Genomic DNA, 20,294 nt, shown 5'->3' with positions numbered 1-20,294 from the left:
TTAGCTAAATTGTTCGCCTATATCCAGGTTAAACAGAGTTTGGAGTGCCTGCATCGCTTTGCGTCTGGCTTCGATATCCTGCTGCGATCGCAGTTGTACCATCGGATCGTGCAGAATTTTATTGACAATTCCGCGCGTTAGTGCCTCGATAACTTCTTGATGTCTTTCGGCAAATTCCGTACCCAAGCGAGACAAAGCTTTTTCTAACTCTTGGGTGCGAATCGTTTCCATTTTATCGCGCAGGCAGCTGATGGTAGGAACGGTTTCCAGCGATCGCCACCAGAGATCAAAGGCTTCCACCTCTTCTTCTAGCAATTCCTGGGCTTCCATTGCCATCTTACGGCGGCTTTCGTGATTCTGAGCCACCACTGCCTTTAAGTCATCGACATTAAACGCCTGCACGTTGTCAAGATCGTTAACATCCCCATCCACATTACGTGGCACGGAAATATCAAAGATCATCAAACCTCGGTGCGCTTCCAGGTGAATTTCCAGTTTCGATCGATTCAACAGGGGTTCTGTGGAAGAGGTACTGGTAAACACTAAATCCGAGGAAGCGATCGCTGACATCATTTCTGACAGTGGATACAGTTGCAACTGTGCCTCTGGGAACTGATTCGCCAATTCCTGTGCCCGTTGCATAGAACGGTTCAACACCGAGATGTGAACCGCTCCTTTTGCCAGTAAATGTTGCACTAACAGCCGGGACATTTTCCCCGCACCTAGAATCATCACTCGACAAGCTGCCAAGTTCTGGGCTTTGATCTGGGCTAACTCTACCGCTGCTGAACTGATGGAGACAGCACCCGTACCGATACTGGTTTCCGTCCGAACTCGCTTCCCAGCAGTCAGTGCTTGCTTGAACAACCGATTCAGGATGCTACCAATGCCCTTGTATTGCTGTCCCAGTTTGTGAGTATGTTTCACTTGCGCCAGGATTTGCCCTTCCCCCAGCACCAAACTATCTAAACCTGCTGACACTCGCATCAAGTGCATAACTGCATCTTCATGCAACAAAACAAACAAGTGTTGCCGCAGTTGATGGAGGGGAAATTTGCTGTGTTCGGAAAGAAATTGGGTGACTTCCCGAACGCCCTGTTCGGTTTCATGAGCAACGATGTAAATTTCCAGGCGGTTGCAGGTGCTAAGAATCGCGACTTCTGCAATGTGGGGGTAGCTCATGAGGGCAAGAGTTGCACCTTCACACGCTGGCTCTGGAATACTTAATTTTTCCCGAATCTCAACCGGCGCTGTTTTATGGCTAAGACCTACGACTGCAATATTCATTTGCTAATTGCTAATTACTAATTGCTTATTGGGTTGATGGTTAAAAGATTAGAAGATTGAAGATTGAAGGGTGAAGATTGAAGGGTGAAAGTTAACCTGCACGACCTTCAACCTGCAACCTACAACCTGCAACCCGATTTCCGATTATCCGCAGACTACCTCAATTGCAGTTGCTTCGGCTCTTCAAACATGTGGATCGTATCAACAAAGCGGGCGGTCTGCGACTGGCTGGAAATGACCAAGCTTTGAGTCCGTGCCCCACCCTTGAAGAACCGCACGCCTTCCATGAGCGTACCAGGAGTGATACCACAAGCTGCGAACAGAACTGTCTTGCCAGAGGCGAGTTCCTCAGCACTGTAAACTTTGTCTGGGTCTGTGATGCCCATGCTATTAAGCCGTGCGATATTGCTCTCTCTGCTCTCTCCGATCAATCCAGTTTTCACCACATCTGGATCGTAGATCAGCTGACCTTGGAAGTGTCCACCCAGACAGCGCAGAGCGGCTGCTGAGATGACGCCTTCGGGTGCAGCACCAATTCCCATCAAAGCGTGAATATTGGTACCGGCAAAGGCGCAGGAGATGGCAGCAGAAACGTCACCATCGCTGATCAGTCGCACTCTGGCTCCCGCTTGCCGGATTTCTTGAATCAGTTCTTTGTGACGAGGGCGATCCATCACTACGACCACCAGTTCCTCAATCGAGCGACCCAGGCACTCTGCGAGAATCTTCAGGTTTTGGGTGGCGGACTTGTTAATATCAACATGACCGCGTGCCACTGGGGGCGCTGCCAGCTTTTTCATGTAAAAGTCAGGAGCGGCAAACAAACCGCCTTTTTCAGCAATTGCCAGAACTGCCATTGAACCATTTTGACCGTAGGCAACGAGGTTGGTGCCTTCGCAGGGGTCAACGGCAATGTCAATCTCAATTAATTCATCTGGGTTGCAATAAGTTTTGGCATCTTCGCGGGTACAGATACCAACTTCTTCTCCGATATACAACATGGGGGCATCATCCCGTTCGCCTTCACCGATGACGATCCGACCCCGCATATAAATTTTGTTCATCCGCTCCCGCATGGCTTCCACCGCGACTTGGTCAGCGATGTTTTTTTCGCCTTTTCCCATCCACCGGGAGGATGCGATCGCAGCTTGCTCAACTACCTCTATAATTTCTAATCCCAGCGTGTTTTCCACAAAAATTATCCTCTCAACTGCTTGATTTAGCGTCGTTTCATCTGGCGATTCCAGTTAGAAGTCTATCAGAGGGGGGATACCCAAAGCTGGAGATTAACGGCTTGGTTTATGTTAACTTTTGTAATTCATCCGGCTGATGGGTCATGGGTCATTCGTTGGGAAATTACGAATAACTCATGACTCCTGGCTTTTTTTAAGGCAATTCAACCGATGTCGGTTTAGCAATGTGAGGCAGACCCCAACCGAGTTTTTCTCGTAAAATTCGGAAAAACTCAGGGGATTGCAAGCGGATGAATCGAGCTGAAAAAGGCGATCGCTCCAGATACACCCGATCTTCTGGCAATACATAGCACCCAGCATTGCCATCTACCACCATCACCAGTCGGTTAGGATTTGCGGGGAAAATTGTCACGGGTTCGCTATCTGCAAACACCAATGCCCTAGACGCCAGTGAATGAGGACAAATCGGTACTAACTGTAATGTCGGCACCCCAGGCGTCACCACCGGCCCCCCAGCACTCAACGAGTAAGCCGTCGAGCCAGTCGGGGTCGAGATAATCACCCCGTCTGCGGCAATATCCATCAGCGCGTGACGCCCAATCAGCACCTCGAAATGGCACATACTAGTGAGCGGTTCCCGATGAATCACCATTTCATTCAGGCACAGCGCTTCCCACAGCCGGACATTATCGCGAAATAGTTGCACCGCGAGCATCGCCCGCTCTTCGACTTCATACTCCCCAGCCATGAGCATTTCCAGCGCTTGCGGGATCTGGTTCACATAAGCTTCAGTGAGAAAACCCATGTGCCCAGTATTCACCGCCAGCAAGGGAATCCCGCAAGGTGCCACTTGGCGAAATGCCGCCAGAACCGTGCCATCTCCCCCTAACACCACGGCAAATTTCATCTCTTCATCAAAGCCGGGGGGAGCCAGGGAATCGATTGGGGTATGACATACCGGACGATCGGGGCGAGAATATCCCAAAATCCCACCGGAACCTGTTGTCATGCAAACTTCCCAACCAGCGGCTGTCAGCTTGTCTTTTAACTCTGTTGCAGCGCGACAAGCTACAGGTTTGGTGTCATTGTATATAATCCCTGCTTTGGGCACGCTTCGAGTCCGGTAGTAGTTCATTCTTAATTGTTAGCGATCGAGGATTGGTTTTTAGGTATGTAACCTATTAAAAACCAACAACTAACAACTCACTTTGCTTTGAGGCTGTAATCAGTTCAAGAGGTATAGGGCATTTTCTTTTTACTCTGCTTTTTATTTTTTGATTTTTCGTAATCAATTTCCTTGAGTTTTTTCAAGATGCGACTGAAGTAGTCTTGCAGGTATGCCTCCAAAGTCGTGATTTGACCTTGGTCTATCCCGAAGACTTGATAAACCTCATCCATCGACGCATTCAGGGGTTTGCCGGTCGCTACCACTTCGGCAAAAGCCAACCGATCTGCTAGGTTCCAGCCCCATTCAAAAAAGCGAGCGATCCGTCGCACTGTCCGCAGTAAGCCCAAAGGCATCCGCGTCACCTTGGATTCTCGCCCAGAAAGACGTTCGCACAGGCGGATGATTTCATAAACACCCCAAGCGCGAGAACCAACAATCGGGAAGGTTTTCTTTTCAGTTTCCGGAACCTTAAGGGCTTTGATTGCAAACTTAGCAATATCCTGAGTGTCCATGTAAGCCACCGGAGAGGTGTCCCCTGTCACCCATACAGCTTGTCCATCTAAGATCGGCACTGCATACTGACCAATCAGCCCTTGCATAAAGCCGCAAGGTCGCAAAATGGTGTAATTTAACCCGGATTCTGCTAAGAAAAGCTCCGTACACCGCTTGATTTCCATCAACGGGACATTGGGATACTTTTCAGCATCCAAGATGGAAAAGAAGATAAAACGATCTACTTTGGCAGCGCTGGCGGCTTGAATCAGCGCTACTTTGCCATCCCAGTCTACCTGTTTGATACTAGTGGCGTCTGTCGGTCGTGAAGTTGCCGCATCAATCACGGCTGTGACACCTTCAAAGGCTGCTTTCAGGCTTTCAGGATTGGTGAGATCGCCGCCGACTAACTCAGCGCCCCATTCTTTTAAAAATGCCGCCTTCTTCGCACTTCGTACCAGACAGCGAACTTGATAGCCCTCTTCTATTGCCCGACGAGCCACCTGTCTGCCCAGGGTGCCGGTGGCACCGACAATTAATAAAGTCATCTAGTAATTAGTAAGGAATCTTAAACTTTCTATAAGATGTTATCAGAAATCTCAGAATTAACGCAAAGAAAGTTTACAAAACTAGTAATCAGAGCGATCGCGCACCTCAATTGCCATTCGCTAATCCTATAAAAATGCCCAATAGTAAACTCTCGCCAGATGACAAAGCAACGGGCGAGGAACAAATCAACGATTCATTTTTATGGCAACGGACAAGCTACTAGGCGCGTTGATAGAACACGCACCGGCGTCGCTTGCCCTTGCTTTCAGGGGTTGCCCTTAGAGGGACTCGTTTTCGCCGCCTTGGATTTTGAGTAACAAAAAGCCTAGACCCAGACCCACTAAAATCAGGGTAGAGGACAATATAGCTGCATTAAAAATCTCACCGCTCATCGGTTGTAGGCTCCTTGGGAATCAATTAAAAAGTTTAGAGTATTTTAAACTGAAAGCTGTGAAAACTTTCTTTACACAAACACCTACCAATCTCACGCAACGGCAAGAACGTCCTCGGTTAGCGGTAACACTGGGAGATCCGGCGGGGATTGGGCCAGAGGTGGTGCTGAAGGCGTTGGCAGATCCGATTACCGAAAATTGCGAGATTACTGTCGTTGGCAGTCGGGGACTGTTGCAAGAAACTTATCGTCGATTGACCCGACAACGTAAGGGCAGGGTGCCGCGTCCCTCCCAGCTACAGGAGCAAAGCCTGTCTACACAGACTTTAGAAGCGGGTAAGGAGGCATCTGAGTTGGTGTCAGCACCGCTAGCAGACCCGGCACAGTTATCAATTCTTGATGTCCCACTGGATGGGGAAATAGAGCGGCAAATCAAGATTGGGACTGGGAATGCTGCGAGTGGCGCGGCAAGTTTTGCTTATATGGAAACAGCGATCGCGCACACGCTTTCGGGTGAGTTCCAAGGCATTGTGACTGGCCCGATTGCTAAATCTGCTTGGAAAGCCGCAGGATATGATTATCCGGGTCAAACAGAATTGTTAGCCAAGCGTTCTGGCGTCCAGCGATTTGGGATGTTATTTGTGGCGCGATCGCCGCATACTGGCTGGACACTCCGCACTTTACTTGCGACTACTCATATTCCCCTCCGTCAAGTCGCTGAGGTGCTGACACCGCAACTGCTGACGAGTAAGCTTGATTTGCTGGTGGAATGCTTAAAAGCAGATTTTGGGATAGAAAAGGCGAAGATAGCGATCGCTGGATTAAATCCCCACAGCGGCGAACAAGGTCAACTAGGACGAGAAGAAATCGATTGGTTAATCCCTTGGCTAGAGCAACAACGGCGACCCGATCTGCAACTGGATGGCCCAATTCCCCCAGATACGATGTGGGTAAAGCCCGGTCAAGCCTGGTTCGGTTCAAATGGCATCTCATCGGCTCACGATGCTTACTTGGCGCTCTATCATGACCAAGGTTTAATCCCCGTTAAACTGATGGCATTTGACCGAGCGGTGAATACTTCTATCGGTCTTCCCTTCATCCGCACCTCCCCCGATCACGGGACTGCTTTTGATATCGCTAGTCAGGGAATTGCCGATGCTACCAGTATGAAAGCAGCGATTCAACTTGGGGCTGAATTAGCGGCTCGGAGGACAGCCGCGAACGCTATGTAGCTTTCGCTAGCGAATCAGGTATCGTCAGCCAGATTAATTCGAGAAGAGATTGTTCATGTTTGCATATTTGATTTTTAGCGCGATCGCTCAAAGCATCCACTTGAGCGCTCCCAAACTTCCTGCGTTTAAATCTGAGAACGATCGAGCCAAGTTCGAGCGAATAGCAACCTCAACAGTACCAACGAACTCCGCCTTCGCAGACTTAAGGTATTTAAAAACCGCACAGAGGGGTTTTGCCGTTTTACCTGTTGCTTATGTAGCCGCGAATTCTATTCACCGGGAACATTCTCTAGGGTTGGATGCTAAAAACGGTATCTCCTCACAAACACCATTTGTTAAAAGCGATCGCAATCAAAAATTCTTTCCTCTTGGTTTTAAAGCTATTAGAAGTGCGCCAGGAGTTACGCTTTATCACCAGAAATCTGATTATGTGCAAGTTGTTGATTTGAGCCAAGGCGCGTCTGTCAAATTCCTTTATGGCGAGATTACCAATCCCGGTAAGAAACAAGGCGCTTATGGAGGAAACGATCCTAAGTTGAGACGCCAAACGCTGACACAAGCCTGGAAAAATTTCTATTCTTTTAATAAAAAAGCTTTTTCGATAACGAATGGTCAGTTTTTCAGAAATGACACTAAATCCGCCACCATCACTAACTTAGCTTTTCCAGTTAAAGCCAATGGAATCATTATGAGTGACGGCTATGCAGGCGAAAGTGAATTTGCTAGCCAAAAGCTGATGCTTGCGGTTTGGAATAATCGCGCAGAAATTAGCATTTTTTACGGTAAAAATTCTCTTTACTCTTCTTCAGCACCTAATATTATTGTTGGCTTGAGTGAAAAAGCGAATAAATTTATGAATAAAAATCTGGGTAGAACTTTTATGGGACTTCTAGATAAAGACTCTAACGGGATTCATGAAACCGTTTTAATTTTTAATTCGACTGATTCAACTCAGTTCCATGCAGCACAGACGCTAAGAAAGTTTGGTGCAGATAAAGTAGTCATGCTCGATGGTGGCGGATCTTCCCAGTTGCTTGCTCAGGGTGAAAATTATATTAAATCTACAAGAACTATTCCCCAAACCATTGGTGTGGTGAGCGCTCCGTGAGCTAAGGGTAGGAAGAAATAAGGATGCGATCGCGCCTTACTCCCCGCTGATTTAGGTAGGATGCGATCGCATTTTCAATTTTTTGCTTTCTTCATTTTAAACCTTTGCAAATTAGGTAAACCAAGTAGATGGGGAAAAACTCTGCTCAGACGAGCTAGGAAGTTGATGTTTAATCCAATCTCTCTTCCTTTGAAGAATCTCAAAAATTCCTTGGCGAATTACTGTTTCTATGTGCAGCTTTCTTTCTCCAGAGCAGTAACGGCGATTACATTTCTCTGAAATTTTTTGGCCATCCTCGATCGCAGCGTATACGTTAGGAACTCGACTCAGGGTATAAGTCATTAATTCTTTATATAATCTAGAATTTAAAAAAGCTCCGTATTCACAATACTCTTGTTCATTGTCTAAGATTTGAGCAATTTCATCGGCAACCCATAACATTGTTAAATTGATGGTTCGATTAGCCATTTTAACCTCACTTTTTATCGAATAACATTCTGATTTTGTCTGGTTGATTTTCTGATTTATATCTATTATTTTTACTTTTAAAAACATCAACGTCTTGCCCGAAGCAAATTTTAAAACTGGAGATTTTCTCTTATTTCATTTATGAAGTTTTCACGTAAAAACACAGATGAAATTTAATTACTTTCTTTGCAAATGAAGAGACAAAAATAGTACTTATAGGCTGACTAATAGGTAATAATTTCCCCCAGCCATAAAGTTTACGGGTATCTTGCTTAGAGGTTTTTGTTAACATCGGCTGCTTTGTAAACTCAAGGCATGAATATTAACAGGAAACTCAGCTTCTATTGGATTAATATCAGTTCTATCTACTAGCGCAAAGAGAGCATACTGGATTAATCGCTTCTAGCGTATGCCGACTAACCCAGCCTGCATTAAAAGGAGGTCGTCAGATTGGGAAACAGACTCTAGCCTGTTTTGAATCTAAGATTACGTCTCAAATGTAAAAAAATAGAGGAGAAATCGGGAAGAAATCGAGAAGAAATGAAAAAAACAGTAAACTTTTGCAAATAATATTTTGCTGCTGTTTACAAAGCATCAAATTAAGATAGCTGTTTAAGGCGATACCCAATACCGTGAATTGTCTCAATCAAATCGGGCGGTGCGCCTACTGCTCTGAGTTTCTGCCGTAGGCTTTTAATATGGGCTTTAACAGTCTCCTCCTCTGGCGGTTCCTCAAGAGACCATACGTGTTCAATGATGCTACTGCGGCTGAGTACCCGCCGACCATTGCGGAGGAATAGCTCCAATAAAGAATATTCCTTGCGGGTTAAGTGCAAAGATTGCTCAGCATAGCTAACTTCATAGGTACTAGGGTTAAAGCTCAAGCTGCCCCACTCTAGCACTGGAGACGCTGAGGAACTCCCTCGACGCAACAAAGCGCGTATCCGGGCTAATAACTCTGGCAGATCGATCGGTTTAACAATATAATCATCCGCTCCAGCATCTAAGCCGGTGACTTTATCTGCGCTAGTGTCGCGGGCAGTGATCATGAGGATTGGCTGGTTGTAGTCATGAGAGCGCAATCGACGGCAAAGGCTTATGCCATCTAGCTTAGGCAGCATTACATCTAGCAAAATTAAGTCATACGTAACGGTTTGGACTTGATCCCAAGCAGCTTCCCCATCTGTCACCACATCAACCACATAAGTTTGATCGGTAAGAGCTTCTACTAAAGCTTCTGCAAGACGCAAATCATCTTCTATTAGAAGGATTCTCATTGCATAAATTGCTTTTAGTTGATAAAAAACGGGAAATAAAGATGATTGATAAAGTCTCTAATTGGCTAAACTGCCCTATTCATAGAATATCATCTATCATTCGGACGATTAACGCAGGATAAACAGTAACCTTAGCAAGAAAACAATGCGATGAAGTGGCCTATTAAAAAAACAATGATTATCAGCGGTTTAGGGTTGGCATTGTTGCTACTCGGTGCAACAAGTACAGCTTCGTATTGGAGCATGACTCAACCGATCGAATGCCATGAATGGATACAGCACACTGAAGAAGTTGTGCAGAACCTTGATGAGATGCTTTCTACGCTAAAAGATATTCAAGCAAAGGAACGCAACGATATCCTAAGGGGCGACGAAACTTGGCTAAACACCGCTCCCGCGGCTAGTCCGGAAATTGGCTCGAAAATTCAAAAGCTCCGAAAGTTGACGGGCGATAACTCCCTGCAACAGACAAAGTTGAATGTGCTTGAGTCTTTAGTGACAAAAGAACTCCCTGTAGTCGAAAAGTTAGTTTCCTTGCGGCAAAACAATGATGAAGATGCGGCGGGTCAGATTGCCCTGATTGAAGAGGAGCAAAAGCGTCAGGGTGAGATTCGCCAGTTGATTCAGCAGATGCAGAATGATGAGCGAGCATTTTTACAGCAGCGATCGCTAGCAGTATCAACCAGCGCTCAAAATACAATCCTGATGCATTATCTTGGCACAGGCTCGGTTTTTTTGCTTTTATGCTGGGTTTACTTGCTTCTGTATAGCGAAAATGCAAAGCGTCAACGCGCAGAGGAAGCACTCAGAAAGGTTAATGAGGAACTAGAAATCAGAGTTCGGGAACGAACCGCAGAAATCGTTAGTACGAATGAATTGCTGCTGGCTGAAATTATCGAGCGCAAGCGAGCCGAAGAAGCGTTACATCTAACCCAATTTTGTGTCGATCGGGCGGTATATGCGATCGCTTGGATAAATCCGGAAGGGCAGTTTGTCTATGTAAACGATGCCCTTTGTCATTCCATCGGTTATTCACGAGAAGAATTACTCTCGATGAGCCTATCTGACGTAAATCCGGACATTCCCCCAGCAGTCTGTCCAGATATTTGGCAAGCGATCAAGCAACGCGGCTCTCTCTCCCTGGAGTCGCATCATCGTAGCAAAGATGGCAGGATATTCCCGATTGAGGTGACAGGCAATTACTTGCAGTTTAAGGGCAAGGAGTACGCTAGTTTTTTTGCTCGCGATATCAGCGATCGCCTGCGGCACGCTACGCTACGCCAACAAGCAGAATTCGCTCTCCGAGAGAGCGAACAACGGCTCCAGGCAATTCTAGATAACTCCCAAGCAATTATCTACCTTAAAGACACTTCTTGCCGACACATTCTAGTCAATCGCCAGTTTGAAAATTTATTGCACCTCACTAGAAAGCAAGTTCTCGGCAAAAACGATTACGATATATTTCCCAAGGAAATCGCAGATAGATTGGTATCAAACGACAAGAGAGTGCTTGAATCTGGAAGTTCCTTTGAGTTTGAAGAACTCATTCCTTGCCCCGACGGTATCCGCACTTACTTATCGCTCAAGTTTCTCATTCATAACACTGAAGGGATTCCCTACGCAATTGGTGGCATTTCCACCGATATTAGCGATCGCAAAGCTGCTGAAGAAGCACTGAGAATTAGTGAGGAACGCTTTCGGATTGCGCTCAAAAATTCACCCATCGTTGTCTTTAATCAAGACACCGATTTACGCTACACCTGGGTACATCATCCCACCTCAAGGGTTGTTGACGAAGTTTTACTAGGAAAATTAGAAACCGAAGTCTTTTCGCCTGAAGATGCCCAACAGCTGGTAGCGATTAAGCGCCCAGTGCTGGAAAGCGGAATTGGAACGCGCAAACAGACGTGTATTGCACTCAATGGGAAAGTTCGCCACTACGATTTAACCGTAGAGCCGTTGCGGAATCCAACCGGGGAAGTTATTGGCATTACCGGCTCAGCGATGGATATTACCGACGTCCGTACTAGGGAAGAACAACTGCGAGCAATCTTCGAGGGCGCACTCGAAGTGATATTAATTACAGATGACGAGGGCGCTTATGTGGAGGCGAATCCAGCCGCCTGCCAACTACTGGGGCTGCAACTTTCAGAACTTTTGGGAAAGCGGATTGCAGACTTTCTGGAGCCTAGTTTCGATTTTGAACAGGCGTGGCACAGCTTCCAAAAACAAGGGCTGGCAACCGGAGAATTGCGCCTCCTTCATCCAGATGGAACCGTGCGAGAAGTTGAGTATGCGGCTAGAGCTAATTTTCTTCCTGGGCGAAATCTATCAGTGTTACGCGACATCACCGTGCGTAAGCAAGCGGAGGCAGCGCTACGGGAAAGCGAGGCTCGCTTCCGCATGATGGCTGATAGCGCCCCCGTTATGATCTGGATGTCCGATCCAGACGCACTTTGTACGTTTTTCAACCAGACTTGGCTAAACTTTACCGGACGGACTCTAGAACAAGAAATTGGGAATAGTTGGTTGGAAGGCGTGCATTCTGAAGATATTCAGCATTGTTTAGATAGCTACTTATCCGCTTTCAATTCCCGAATGTCCTTTTGTATAGAATATCGATTGAGAAAGGCTGATGGCGAATACGGTTGGATTGTAGATAAAGGAGTTCCCCGGTTTACCCCAGAAGGAGATTTTGCGGGTTACATTGGCACCTGCATCGACATTACCGAGCGCAAAGCTAACGAGGAAGCGCTGAAGGAAAGCCAACGTTTCATTCAGAAAATTGCCGATACAACTCCTAATTGGCTCTACATTTATGACATAATCCAAGATTGTAATGTTTATGCCAATCGTCGAACGGAAGACTTTTTTCAATGCACCCAGGCAGAAATTCAAGCAATCGGATCGCGGATTTTATCAGATTTTTTACACCCAGAAGATTTCGCTAAGATCGAGGAATTTAGCAAAGAGTTTGCCACTACTACAGAAGATCAAGTAATCGAAAAAGAATACCGGATGAAAAACGCCACGGGTGAATGGCGTTGGTTTCATATCAGTGAGGTTGTCTTTACAAGAACTGCTGACGGTAGACCCGAACAAATCCTAGGTACAGGAGTAGACATCACCGATGTTAAAAAAGCGGAAGAAATTCATCTGGCGCTAGAAAGAGAAAAAGAACTCAGTCAGCTTCAGATGCGCTTTTTTTCAATGGTTTCCCATGAATTTCGCACTCCAATCAGCACGATTTTACTCTCTTCGCAATCCTTAGAACATTCCTTCGAGCGATGGTCAAAAGAGAAATTATTGAAAAATATTTCTCGAATTCAAGCCAGTGCCAAACACATGGTTCAGCTATTAGAAGATATTCTAATAATCAATAGAGCAGAAGCTGGAAAACTAGAATTTAATCCTGCGTCTATTGATATCAAAAAGCTTTGCTACTACTTAACTGAAGAAATGCGGTTAATTGCAGGTAGTAAGAATTCAATAATATTTGTCAGCCAAGGAGATAGCCCAAACTCAGCAATCGATGAAAAACTTCTACGCTCGATTGTTACCAATTTACTTTCCAATGCGATTAGATACTCCCCCCAAGGCAGTCATATTCATTTTTCCCTCGTTTGCGATCGCCAAGAGGCAACTCTGCAAATTAGGGATAAAGGCATTGGTATTCCGCCAGCAGACCAACTTCATCTATTTGAGCCGTTCTATCGAGGGGAAAATGTTGGAAATGTCGCTGGTTCGGGATTAGGACTAACCGTGACTAAGAAGTGTGTGGACTTACACGGCGGTACAATTACAGTAAAGAGTGAAGTCGGGATGGGAACCACTTGCACTGTGACATTGCCTTTATACAACCCTGTAAGGTCAGGAAGTCTCCAGCCCAGCTAGAGCAGTCAAACCATTCTGAGGGTAGACGGCTGCGATCGCACCCACCGAGTAAAGTAAAAAAGTAGCTCAATTGACTAAGATTGGCATTTGGTAGCAAGATAAGTCATGACTTCTTGGCGCGATCGCTTCAATCAAATCAGTGGCAAAAGCCGCTTCGTAGTCTGTCGTTTGTTTGTCCATCTAGCAGGTGCAGAGGTTGCGCCTCTGTTGGGAGTTCTAAATCGTGCTGCTAGAGAAGCCGTCGAAGCTGACGGGGATCTGCAAATTTTGGGCGAAGGACTGGTTGAAATTTGTCAGAACCTCTTACAGTACGATACTTACTGGCAATCCGCAGCGAATGAAGGCGACGTTTTCTGGAATGAAGGTGAAGCTGGAGACTATGTGAATGAATTGTTCACAGACTCTGCTGAGCGCTATTTGAGCGAACCAGACTTCAGCCAACCTTCTCACGGAAATGAACCCTTGTCATTGCCAGTCACTCGCAACTTGATTGTGATGATTACGGTGGCTTATGAGGGGGAACTTCCCGTACTCGAAGGCGATCTCGCCAATCTTAGTGCGCTTAAAGAAGGTCTAAAAGCCTTGGTTAATCTGCACTATCAGGAAAGGCTGCGAGCAATACAAGTTCACTTTTCTCCAGCGCAGTTGGGTGATGAACTCACAAACGATCAATTGTTGCTGAATTTTCCAGAACTGATTCCTCTTTAGATTCCCCTTTAATGGCTAATAGCTTCCTCATCAAAATTATTCATCCGTTTATGTTACGTAGATTGACCATTCTTTTCATGTCCCTGACGTTGTGCTTCACAACGGTAGCTTGTGGTAGTCCCTCAACCACAACCCAAGCCCCATCTCAGAATCGGGACTTTAAGACAACGACCACTCAAAGTCGTTTGCCTGATGGACAATATCCAGTCCAGCAGGCAACCTACAATGATGCCGATGGGGAATACACCCTCATGTTGCTCAATACCCCTCCGGGCACGCCCGCCGTTTATCGCTCTACAGATTTGCAAATGGCACGTCTGACAGACGAAGAAATTAAGTCTGGTCAGAAGGGTTATGTGAAAGCAGCTAACGGTCAGGCATCTCTGCACATTCCAGAAGACTTCAAAATTGAATACGTTCACAACGTCACTGAAACGCGACCCGACCCTCAAACAGGTCAACCCCAGACCGTGGTCGTGCGTCAGCAGTCAAGCTTCTGGGCACCTTTTGCAGGAGCATTGGCAGGTCAAGCCGTAGGCAGTTTGTTGTTTACGCCGCGTTACTATATGCCGCCAGTGTATCAACCGGGCGGAATTATGAGAGGTTACGGCGGATACGGCAACACTTATAGTCAAGCGGTTCAGCAATACCAAACCCGCTACCAAGCACCGCCACCTGCTGTTAGAAATCGTCAAACCTTGCGGACAACTGGGCGCTTAAGATCGCCTTCATCCAGTCAACCGACCAGCATTCGTCGAGTCCCGCAAAGCGGAAACCGTTCTACTGGATCGGGTTATGGTTCCAGTACGCTGCGTCGCTCTAACGGATCGACTCCCAGCCGCGCGAATAGAAGTCCCAGTTTTGGCAGCGGATCGCGATCGCGTCCCAGTCGTAGTCGGGGATCGTTTGGTTCTGGTGGCAGACGCCGCTAATTATCGCGAGCGTGGGTAACGCCTATTCTCCTAGCTAGCTCTGTAAGCGCACATTGCCTTGCGCTTACAGAGTCAAAAGAAATTTTTACAAGCTGTATCTTATTGCTTTTCGCCGTTTGAGAAGACTCTGGGGCTGAACTTCCTGGAACCCCTCCCCGCAAGCGGGGAGGGAAATTAACTTGCGGTTACGAGTATTAAGTCAAACAAAAAACGCCCAACAAAAACTTGAGGGCGTCGATCATCAGGGTGCATCTACTAAATTCAATATACCTCACTGAGGGGTCACACCCCCCACCCCTAATAAAAGATTGTTATAAAACTTCTCAATCGCTTCTCAAAGAGCCAAACGTTCTGGCTGTCGCGCGTTATCCCCCTTCACTTTATTAGCGGCTACATCAGGGCTTCCTCTTTACCCACCTTGGTAGGTAGCGTAGCGGCGCGCCCGTTGCAGGGGTTAAGGAACTGTTGCAGACGATTTGCACAACAAAATGACATTACTAACCAGAAGCTGCTTCTACCAGCTTCAAAGAACCGAGTAGCCGCCCATAGCCTGCGCGATCGCTACTCCCCCAAAAACAAAAAACGCCCAACAAAAACTTGAGGGCGTCGATCATCAGGGTGCATCTACTAAATTCAATATACCCCACTGAGGGGTCACACCCCTCACCGTTAAAAAAGTTGTTACAAAACTTTACATTTTGGGGGAGCGATTAGCCGAGAGTCCTTATCAAAGGGGTTGAAGGATGCTTGCAGTCAATCCAGATAAAGCAATACCTTGAAACCTACGTACAGCCTAGACGTCAAGAGAGACTGAGAGACACACTAAGCGATCGCTTCTGTTAGCTTTGTATTTACTTGATCTGTACTTTGTCTACCCAAATCGCTTATCTCTCAAGCAGTGCGTGCAGATTGAGCTTTCTCGCCTGATTGACTGAAAAAACTCCCCTCCTTCCTATCCCTGCTACCTATAGCAGTCCTCAAGGATTCATGAAGCCTTGCTCCCCGGCTTCTTAGAGAAGTTGAGAAGCTGAAGGGCTGGCATTCCACAACTCAAATAGGATTGCTATAGTTAGTTGAATTTCTCCAGCGTAGCTGCTACTTAAACGAAATTCGCCCAAAATAGTATCAGTAGTTTTGGTCGCAACAATGCTATATTTGATAGCCGTTATCGTTCTTATTTAAATTTGTTTTTATAAATTGACGGCGACTTAGGGCGTAAAATTTAAATTCGATCTATACTAATCCCTCAGACGATCCCCTGTATTTTTCCTAAGAAAAGTTTACCCATTAGGGTGATGTGTAAAGGAGGTGAGGAGGGAAACATGGTAATAGCTTGATGGAATGACCCTAAACAGGGCAACTTGACAACAGGTAGCCTGCATATTCGATTTCAAGAGGTTTTGGATATGTCCTTGCTTTTTTTAATCCCTTTAGCAATCTCGATAGCATCAGCCTTCGTCATCTTTGAGAATTCTCACGATGAAGTTGCCATGCTTGCTGCATCAGCAGCATCTGTCAGTTTGATTCTATGTTTGCTCTTTTTGCCTTGGCAAGTCCAGCTTTTGGTGTTGATGTTTGTCTTAACGATTACTAGACGGGTTTCTGTGCCAAATCAGAGCAAATTTAGGTAAAAAGACAATAATTTATGCTGCGCTTTCCTGTACAGCGAACTCCAATCCAGTCTCGATCTAGGTTGTTAGAGCTGGATTTGGTAACGCTGATACTGAACCTCTAACTGAAACATCTGATGAACTGCTGCCATTTTGAACAGCAGCTATCGTTTACAGGTTCTTCGGATAAACTCATCGACTCTCAAGAGTTTATTTGCTTTGGTAGGTATATCCCAGTTTGCCCTGCCAACCTAAGCGTGAAAAGGCGCGATCGCTGGAACCTCTACACCCAGCGCTGAAACTGCCCTTTCTTAAACACAGTCTTTACCAGTGCTGCCTTGTGCTTTTCGCCTTGATAATTCACTTAATAGAGTTTGGTGTGAATCCGCCTACTTTTTTGGGATACGTCATGAGCTGAGGATAGAACCATGTTTGTCCTCTAGTTGTTTGGCGCTCGGCACGCATAGCCGCGCCATTGCTTGTGACAGATGCGTAAGTCCTGACGATTTTACTTCATGTCTGCAATGGAGACATCTATTGTCCCCCTTTAAAACAAGACTGGGGATATCTAATATATAGTCTCCAAAAGTGAAAGGTAGAACACCTGTCTTGAAAGCTTCAATCAAACTTTTAGCAATTAATACCAAAGGAAGAGCCTAAATCATTTTTGATTTGATAATAACTTTTTCGAGAAAATAAAAATACGAAATATTAAGCTTATGAAAATTTTCCGGATTCATTGCCAGATCTATCGTTGAAAATACTGAATACTAAACTTACAAATAAACGTTTAGTTGACCACTACACAGAAACGCCTGCTATTGTCAGAAAATTACTCGAACAACTTCCACAGCTTTGTTTAGCGTACCTTACTACGGATTCTAACTTTACAAATTCTTTGTAGAAGCTCAAGTTTTTATAAAGAGAACGTAAAGAAAAAGATTTGATAAAGGTACTGGCTACTGAGGTTTTCAGTGGATATACTGATATTACTGGCACTCCCAAAAGTGGCACTCCCAAAAGTCTAGGAACTGTAACGGGTGTTATGAGTAATTACTTTCGATTCACAGGAACAGCAACTTTACTGATTGGGTTGCAACTATTCAGCCCCCAGATGGTGTCTGCCAGAATCGACCCCACTCTTCCCAACAACAGCCCGTCAAACAGCTTCTGGAGTGCTGCTGAGACCCAGAATTTACTAAAATCTGGCGGGGAAGGGAAAGCATTTCAACCGAAAGATAACGGCCCTCCTGCTGGCGATGGTACTGGTGCAGGAACGCGCTGAACCAGGCAAAGGTAAAGGTCAAGTAAACGTTAAAAGGCAAGGATAAAGAAGTTTGTTCTTTCTTAGAACTGTTTAGTTTTGCAGAGGGGGAGATTTCCACCAATGCTGATGTTGAACTAAGGTGTGAACTTGCCAGCTTGGCGAGGTTTGAGAGAAGTCAGTTCGGTAGTGTCCGCCTCGACTCTCTGTGCGAAAAGCAGCACTTTTGAGAATTAGATACGCTACATCTAGTAAGTTGTGAGTTTCTCCCCAAGTTCGCAGTTGTTGGTCGGCATCGGGTAAGTCGAAACTAGCACGCTGGCCGGGGATTAAATTCATCAGGTACTCACTTAGAGACAGAGCAGCAAATTCTTGTTGCCAAACTTCGATTTGAGCGATCGCATTCTCTAAAACCTCTTGCGAGCGACAAATTCCAGCACTTTGCCACACTAAGCGCGGTAACTCTTGCCGTAAAGCTTCAATTTTGTCCCGTTCGGTCGAATCGCAGGTGAAGGATGAGGGATGAGAAGGAGTCAAAGGGGAATTTTCTCCCCTTCTTCCACTGTCTGGTTTTTCTTGTGTTGTTTCATCCTGTATCGTTGCTGTTTGATCCTTTCGAGCCTTTCCTTCTTGCTTCTGACTGCTTTCTAAATGAGCCAGTTGGGCACCAAACACCAAACATTCCAGTAGCGAATTACTGGCGAGACGATTGGCACCGTGAACGCCAGTACTAGCTGTTTCCCCAATCGCATATAAACCGGGAATCGAGGTGCGATTCATTAAATCGCTGGCGACGCCTCCCATCCAGTAATGAGCCGCTGGCGCAACCGGAATTGGCTCGTGAAAGACATCAATTCCCCACCGCTGACACACCTGGATAATGTTAGGGAAACGGTGGCGAATCTTTTCTTCGGGAATTGGGCGCAAATCTAAGAAAACGTGACCTGTGGCAGGGTCGGCTGCGATTTGCTGCAAGTGGCTAAAAATCGCTCGACTGACAACATCTCTCGGTGCGAGTTCACCCGCTGGATGGTAATCAAAGGCAAATCGTCGTCCTTGGGAATCGACCAGATGAGCGCCTTCCCCCCGGACTGCTTCGCTAATCAAAAAACGAGGCGCACCCGGCTTGGTGAGGGCTGTAGGGTGAAATTGGACAAATTCTAAGTCTCGCAGGATAGCCCCAGCACGCCACGCGATCGCTACCCCATCTCCCGTACTGACCGATGGATTTGTCGTTTGAGCAAATACTTGACCTCCGCCGCCTGTCGCCAGCACCACCGCACCCGCCCTTATCCAGCTAATCTGATTTTGGTAAACCAGGCAAATTCCCTGGCACTCACCAGTTTCAGGATTGAGCCACAGACTTAGGGCAAATGCTTGAGAGATAATCTGGATATTCTGACGACGCAGCACTTGTTCGGTTAAGGTACTCACCATTGCGCGACCCGTCGTATCGGCAGCATGAAGCACGCGGGGACGAGAATGAGCCGCCTCTAAGGTCAAAGCGAGATAGGTTCCTTTGCGGTCAAAGGCAACGCCCATATCCACTAGCGAATCAATGCAGGATGCAGCCTCCTCTACAAGAAACTGTACGGCTTCTTTGTCACACAAACCCGCCCCTGCCCGCATTGTGTCCTCAATGTGCAGCAAAGATGAGTCTGTCGGGTCAATTGCAGCTGCGATGCCGCCTTGCGCCCAGTCGCTGGCAGAAAGGGGCAGAGTATCCTTTGTAATCAAACCAACTTGATACGAGTCTGGCAGGCAAAGCGCTGCATAAAGTCCGGCTGCACCAGCGCCTACTACTAAGACATCAAAGTGGATAGGTATTTCCTGCTGGGGTAAAGATTCTGAGCTTATAGAGTTCAATGATAAGTTCCTTAATACTTCCACTCATAATAAATAACCCACTCCATTGAGGAGTGGGTGGTGAAAATGAGTCGTTAGGGGCGAATGTTCTTGTTATGGTCTAGATTCCGAGTGTAAGGTGAGTTTAGCTCACCCGGCTTGCGAAATCTTTTCCTTGATAGTCACGACTCAGCACGATTAGCAAATCGCTACGTCTATGCTCAAAGGGCTATAGCACTCAGCACTTTAGTAGTAACCGTTGTTATAGCGATCGCCACCTTCCACGAAGCTTGATTCTATTTCCGTCACCGTGAAATTATCCAGGTTCGCTTGAAGCCGTTCTTTTTGACCGTCACTTAGGCCTGGAATTTGCAGGACATCTTCTACTTTCTTGTAAGGTGCATTATCGACAACTTTGCGAGCCAGAGTGGGGTACAGCCCTGGATATTGCCGAAACGCTCGCACATTGGTGTTGTTCAAGTCAATCTTTTTCCCGAACTCGGTGGCTAGCTTATCATCCGCCCGATTCCGGAGGGGTGCCTCGACTGCTGCCAACACTGATGAAGAGTGCAGTGCTACACCCGTCAAATCGGCTGCAATAGCGCTTTTGGGCAGCCCCATCCATCCTAAGCAGCTCACCAACATAGCCAACACTGTCAGCAGACGAACCAATCGTTTCATAAACTTAAATCCTCCTGACACAGCATGATTGAGGGTACCATGTCCTCAACTATTAGTTTAATTTTTGTTTTCTATCCTCTCATCTTATTACCTCTCGGTACCCACTCCACCTCAACTCTGGAACAATTGGAAGTTGGTTAATTTTCCCAAATCTTAATAAAGAGCTAAACTCCGACCGGGAAACTGGGGTTTTGT

General features: G+C 46.4%; 18 protein-coding genes. 9 read left to right on the top strand and 9 right to left on the bottom strand.

What is annotated here, in order from left to right:
* The 4 genes from NDI34_RS07840 to NDI34_RS07825 form a co-directional block, all read right to left on the bottom strand.
* Window positions 1-1,287 carry a glutamyl-tRNA reductase gene (locus NDI34_RS07840; protein WP_190429782.1) on the bottom strand — a complete coding sequence of 429 codons (1,287 nt, stop codon included), beginning with the start codon at window positions 1,285-1,287 and terminating at the stop codon, window positions 1-3.
* A 155-nt stretch (window positions 1,288-1,442) separates the two neighbouring features.
* Window positions 1,443-2,480: a class II fructose-bisphosphatase gene (gene glpX / locus NDI34_RS07835; RefSeq protein WP_190415450.1), complete on the bottom strand. Its 1,038-nt coding sequence runs from the start codon at window positions 2,478-2,480 to the stop codon at window positions 1,443-1,445.
* A gap of 193 nt (window positions 2,481-2,673) precedes the next feature.
* On the bottom strand, window positions 2,674-3,591 hold the full coding sequence (locus tag NDI34_RS07830; RefSeq protein ID WP_190415730.1) for an NAD(+) kinase: 918 nt from the start codon (window positions 3,589-3,591) through the stop codon (window positions 2,674-2,676).
* 119 nt (window positions 3,592-3,710) lie between these two features.
* Window positions 3,711-4,688 (bottom strand): SDR family oxidoreductase, encoded by a 978-nt coding sequence (locus NDI34_RS07825; RefSeq protein ID WP_348232345.1) that lies wholly within the window; start codon window positions 4,686-4,688, stop codon window positions 3,711-3,713.
* A gap of 159 nt (window positions 4,689-4,847) precedes the next feature.
* On the opposite strand from NDI34_RS07825, the gene NDI34_RS07820 reads away from it, so the two are divergent.
* Window positions 4,848-5,006, top strand: a complete 159-nt coding sequence (locus tag NDI34_RS07820) for a hypothetical protein (RefSeq protein WP_190525805.1) — start codon at window positions 4,848-4,850, stop codon at window positions 5,004-5,006.
* Here the strand turns inward: NDI34_RS07820 and NDI34_RS07815 are convergent.
* On the bottom strand, window positions 4,968-5,081 hold the full coding sequence (locus tag NDI34_RS07815) for a PetM family cytochrome b6-f complex subunit 7 (RefSeq protein WP_190415454.1): 114 nt from the start codon (window positions 5,079-5,081) through the stop codon (window positions 4,968-4,970). The genes NDI34_RS07820 and NDI34_RS07815 overlap by 39 nt on opposite strands.
* Window positions 5,082-5,130: 49 nt before the next feature.
* Here NDI34_RS07815 and pdxA point away from each other — a divergent pair, with 49 nt between their 5' ends.
* Window positions 5,131-6,312 (top strand): 4-hydroxythreonine-4-phosphate dehydrogenase PdxA, encoded by a 1,182-nt coding sequence (gene pdxA, locus NDI34_RS07810; RefSeq protein WP_348232372.1) that lies wholly within the window; start codon window positions 5,131-5,133, stop codon window positions 6,310-6,312.
* Between the two features lie 100 nt (window positions 6,313-6,412).
* The gene (locus NDI34_RS07805; protein WP_348232344.1) at window positions 6,413-7,420 is read left to right on the top strand and encodes a phosphodiester glycosidase family protein; all 1,008 of its coding nucleotides are present in this window, start codon (window positions 6,413-6,415) and stop codon (window positions 7,418-7,420) included.
* Between the two features lie 111 nt (window positions 7,421-7,531).
* Here the strand turns inward: NDI34_RS07805 and NDI34_RS07800 are convergent, their stop codons facing one another.
* Window positions 7,532-7,975 (bottom strand): hypothetical protein, encoded by a 444-nt coding sequence (locus tag NDI34_RS07800; RefSeq protein ID WP_348232343.1) that lies wholly within the window; start codon window positions 7,973-7,975, stop codon window positions 7,532-7,534.
* 512 nt (window positions 7,976-8,487) lie between these two features.
* Entirely contained in the window at window positions 8,488-9,165 is a 678-nt protein-coding gene (locus NDI34_RS07795; protein ID WP_190415460.1) for a response regulator transcription factor, read from the bottom strand.
* Between the two features lie 150 nt (window positions 9,166-9,315).
* On the opposite strand from NDI34_RS07795, the gene NDI34_RS07790 reads away from it, so the two are divergent.
* From NDI34_RS07790 to NDI34_RS07765, 6 genes are all read left to right on the top strand, one after another.
* Window positions 9,316-13,059, top strand: coding sequence for a PAS domain S-box protein (locus tag NDI34_RS07790; protein WP_348232342.1), 3,744 nt, complete (start codon window positions 9,316-9,318; stop codon window positions 13,057-13,059).
* A 105-nt stretch (window positions 13,060-13,164) separates the two neighbouring features.
* Window positions 13,165-13,767, top strand: coding sequence for a DUF1517 domain-containing protein (locus NDI34_RS07785; protein WP_190525704.1), 603 nt, complete (start codon window positions 13,165-13,167; stop codon window positions 13,765-13,767).
* Window positions 13,768-13,817: 50 nt separating this feature from the next.
* Window positions 13,818-14,699, top strand: coding sequence for a hypothetical protein (locus tag NDI34_RS07780; RefSeq protein ID WP_190415465.1), 882 nt, complete (start codon window positions 13,818-13,820; stop codon window positions 14,697-14,699).
* A 1,406-nt stretch (window positions 14,700-16,105) separates the two neighbouring features.
* Complete coding sequence (locus tag NDI34_RS07775; protein ID WP_190415469.1) at window positions 16,106-16,330, top strand: hypothetical protein; 225 nt, start codon at window positions 16,106-16,108, stop codon at window positions 16,328-16,330.
* A gap of 116 nt (window positions 16,331-16,446) precedes the next feature.
* Window positions 16,447-16,608 carry a hypothetical protein gene (locus tag NDI34_RS07770; RefSeq protein ID WP_348232341.1) on the top strand — a complete coding sequence of 54 codons (162 nt, stop codon included), beginning with the start codon at window positions 16,447-16,449 and terminating at the stop codon, window positions 16,606-16,608.
* A gap of 644 nt (window positions 16,609-17,252) precedes the next feature.
* A complete protein-coding gene (locus tag NDI34_RS07765; protein WP_190440968.1) occupies window positions 17,253-17,594 on the top strand; it encodes a hypothetical protein in 342 nt (113 codons plus the stop codon).
* A gap of 72 nt (window positions 17,595-17,666) precedes the next feature.
* Here the strand turns inward: NDI34_RS07765 and nadB are convergent, their stop codons facing one another.
* Together nadB and psbU are read right to left on the bottom strand one after the other, a co-directional pair.
* Window positions 17,667-19,439, bottom strand: coding sequence for an L-aspartate oxidase (gene nadB, locus NDI34_RS07760; RefSeq protein ID WP_348232340.1), 1,773 nt, complete (start codon window positions 19,437-19,439; stop codon window positions 17,667-17,669).
* A gap of 225 nt (window positions 19,440-19,664) precedes the next feature.
* On the bottom strand, window positions 19,665-20,099 hold the full coding sequence (gene psbU, locus NDI34_RS07755; RefSeq protein ID WP_190415476.1) for a photosystem II complex extrinsic protein PsbU: 435 nt from the start codon (window positions 20,097-20,099) through the stop codon (window positions 19,665-19,667).
* Window positions 20,100-20,294 lie beyond the last annotated feature (195 nt).

The sequence above is a fragment of the Trichocoleus sp. DQ-U1 genome (genome assembly GCF_039961925.1).
Taxonomy (GTDB): Bacteria; Cyanobacteriota; Cyanobacteriia; order Cyanobacteriales; family FACHB-T130; genus FACHB-T130.
Note: the sequence above shows the minus strand (reverse complement) of the source record. Positions and strands in the feature narration are given on the sequence as shown.

Bases quoted from the DNA above. Each gene is read 5' to 3' on its own strand.
- NDI34_RS07825 (WP_348232345.1), bottom strand. From the start codon at position 4,688: ATGACTTTATTAATTGTCGGTGCCACCGGCACCCTGGGCAGACAGGTG.
- NDI34_RS07815 (WP_190415454.1), bottom strand. From the start codon at position 5,081: ATGAGCGGTGAGATTTTTAATGCAGCTATATTGTCCTCTACCCTGATT.
- NDI34_RS07840 (WP_190429782.1), bottom strand. From the start codon at position 1,287: ATGAATATTGCAGTCGTAGGTCTTAGCCATAAAACAGCGCCGGTTGAG.
- NDI34_RS07780 (WP_190415465.1), top strand. From the start codon at position 13,818: ATGTTACGTAGATTGACCATTCTTTTCATGTCCCTGACGTTGTGCTTC.
- NDI34_RS07785 (WP_190525704.1), top strand. From the start codon at position 13,165: ATGACTTCTTGGCGCGATCGCTTCAATCAAATCAGTGGCAAAAGCCGC.
- psbU (WP_190415476.1), bottom strand. From the start codon at position 20,099: ATGAAACGATTGGTTCGTCTGCTGACAGTGTTGGCTATGTTGGTGAGC.
- NDI34_RS07790 (WP_348232342.1), top strand. From the start codon at position 9,316: ATGAAGTGGCCTATTAAAAAAACAATGATTATCAGCGGTTTAGGGTTG.
- NDI34_RS07775 (WP_190415469.1), top strand. From the start codon at position 16,106: ATGTCCTTGCTTTTTTTAATCCCTTTAGCAATCTCGATAGCATCAGCC.
- NDI34_RS07820 (WP_190525805.1), top strand. From the start codon at position 4,848: ATGACAAAGCAACGGGCGAGGAACAAATCAACGATTCATTTTTATGGC.
- NDI34_RS07770 (WP_348232341.1), top strand. From the start codon at position 16,447: ATGAACTGCTGCCATTTTGAACAGCAGCTATCGTTTACAGGTTCTTCG.
- NDI34_RS07795 (WP_190415460.1), bottom strand. From the start codon at position 9,165: ATGAGAATCCTTCTAATAGAAGATGATTTGCGTCTTGCAGAAGCTTTA.
- NDI34_RS07800 (WP_348232343.1), bottom strand. From the start codon at position 7,975: ATGTTTTTAAAAGTAAAAATAATAGATATAAATCAGAAAATCAACCAG.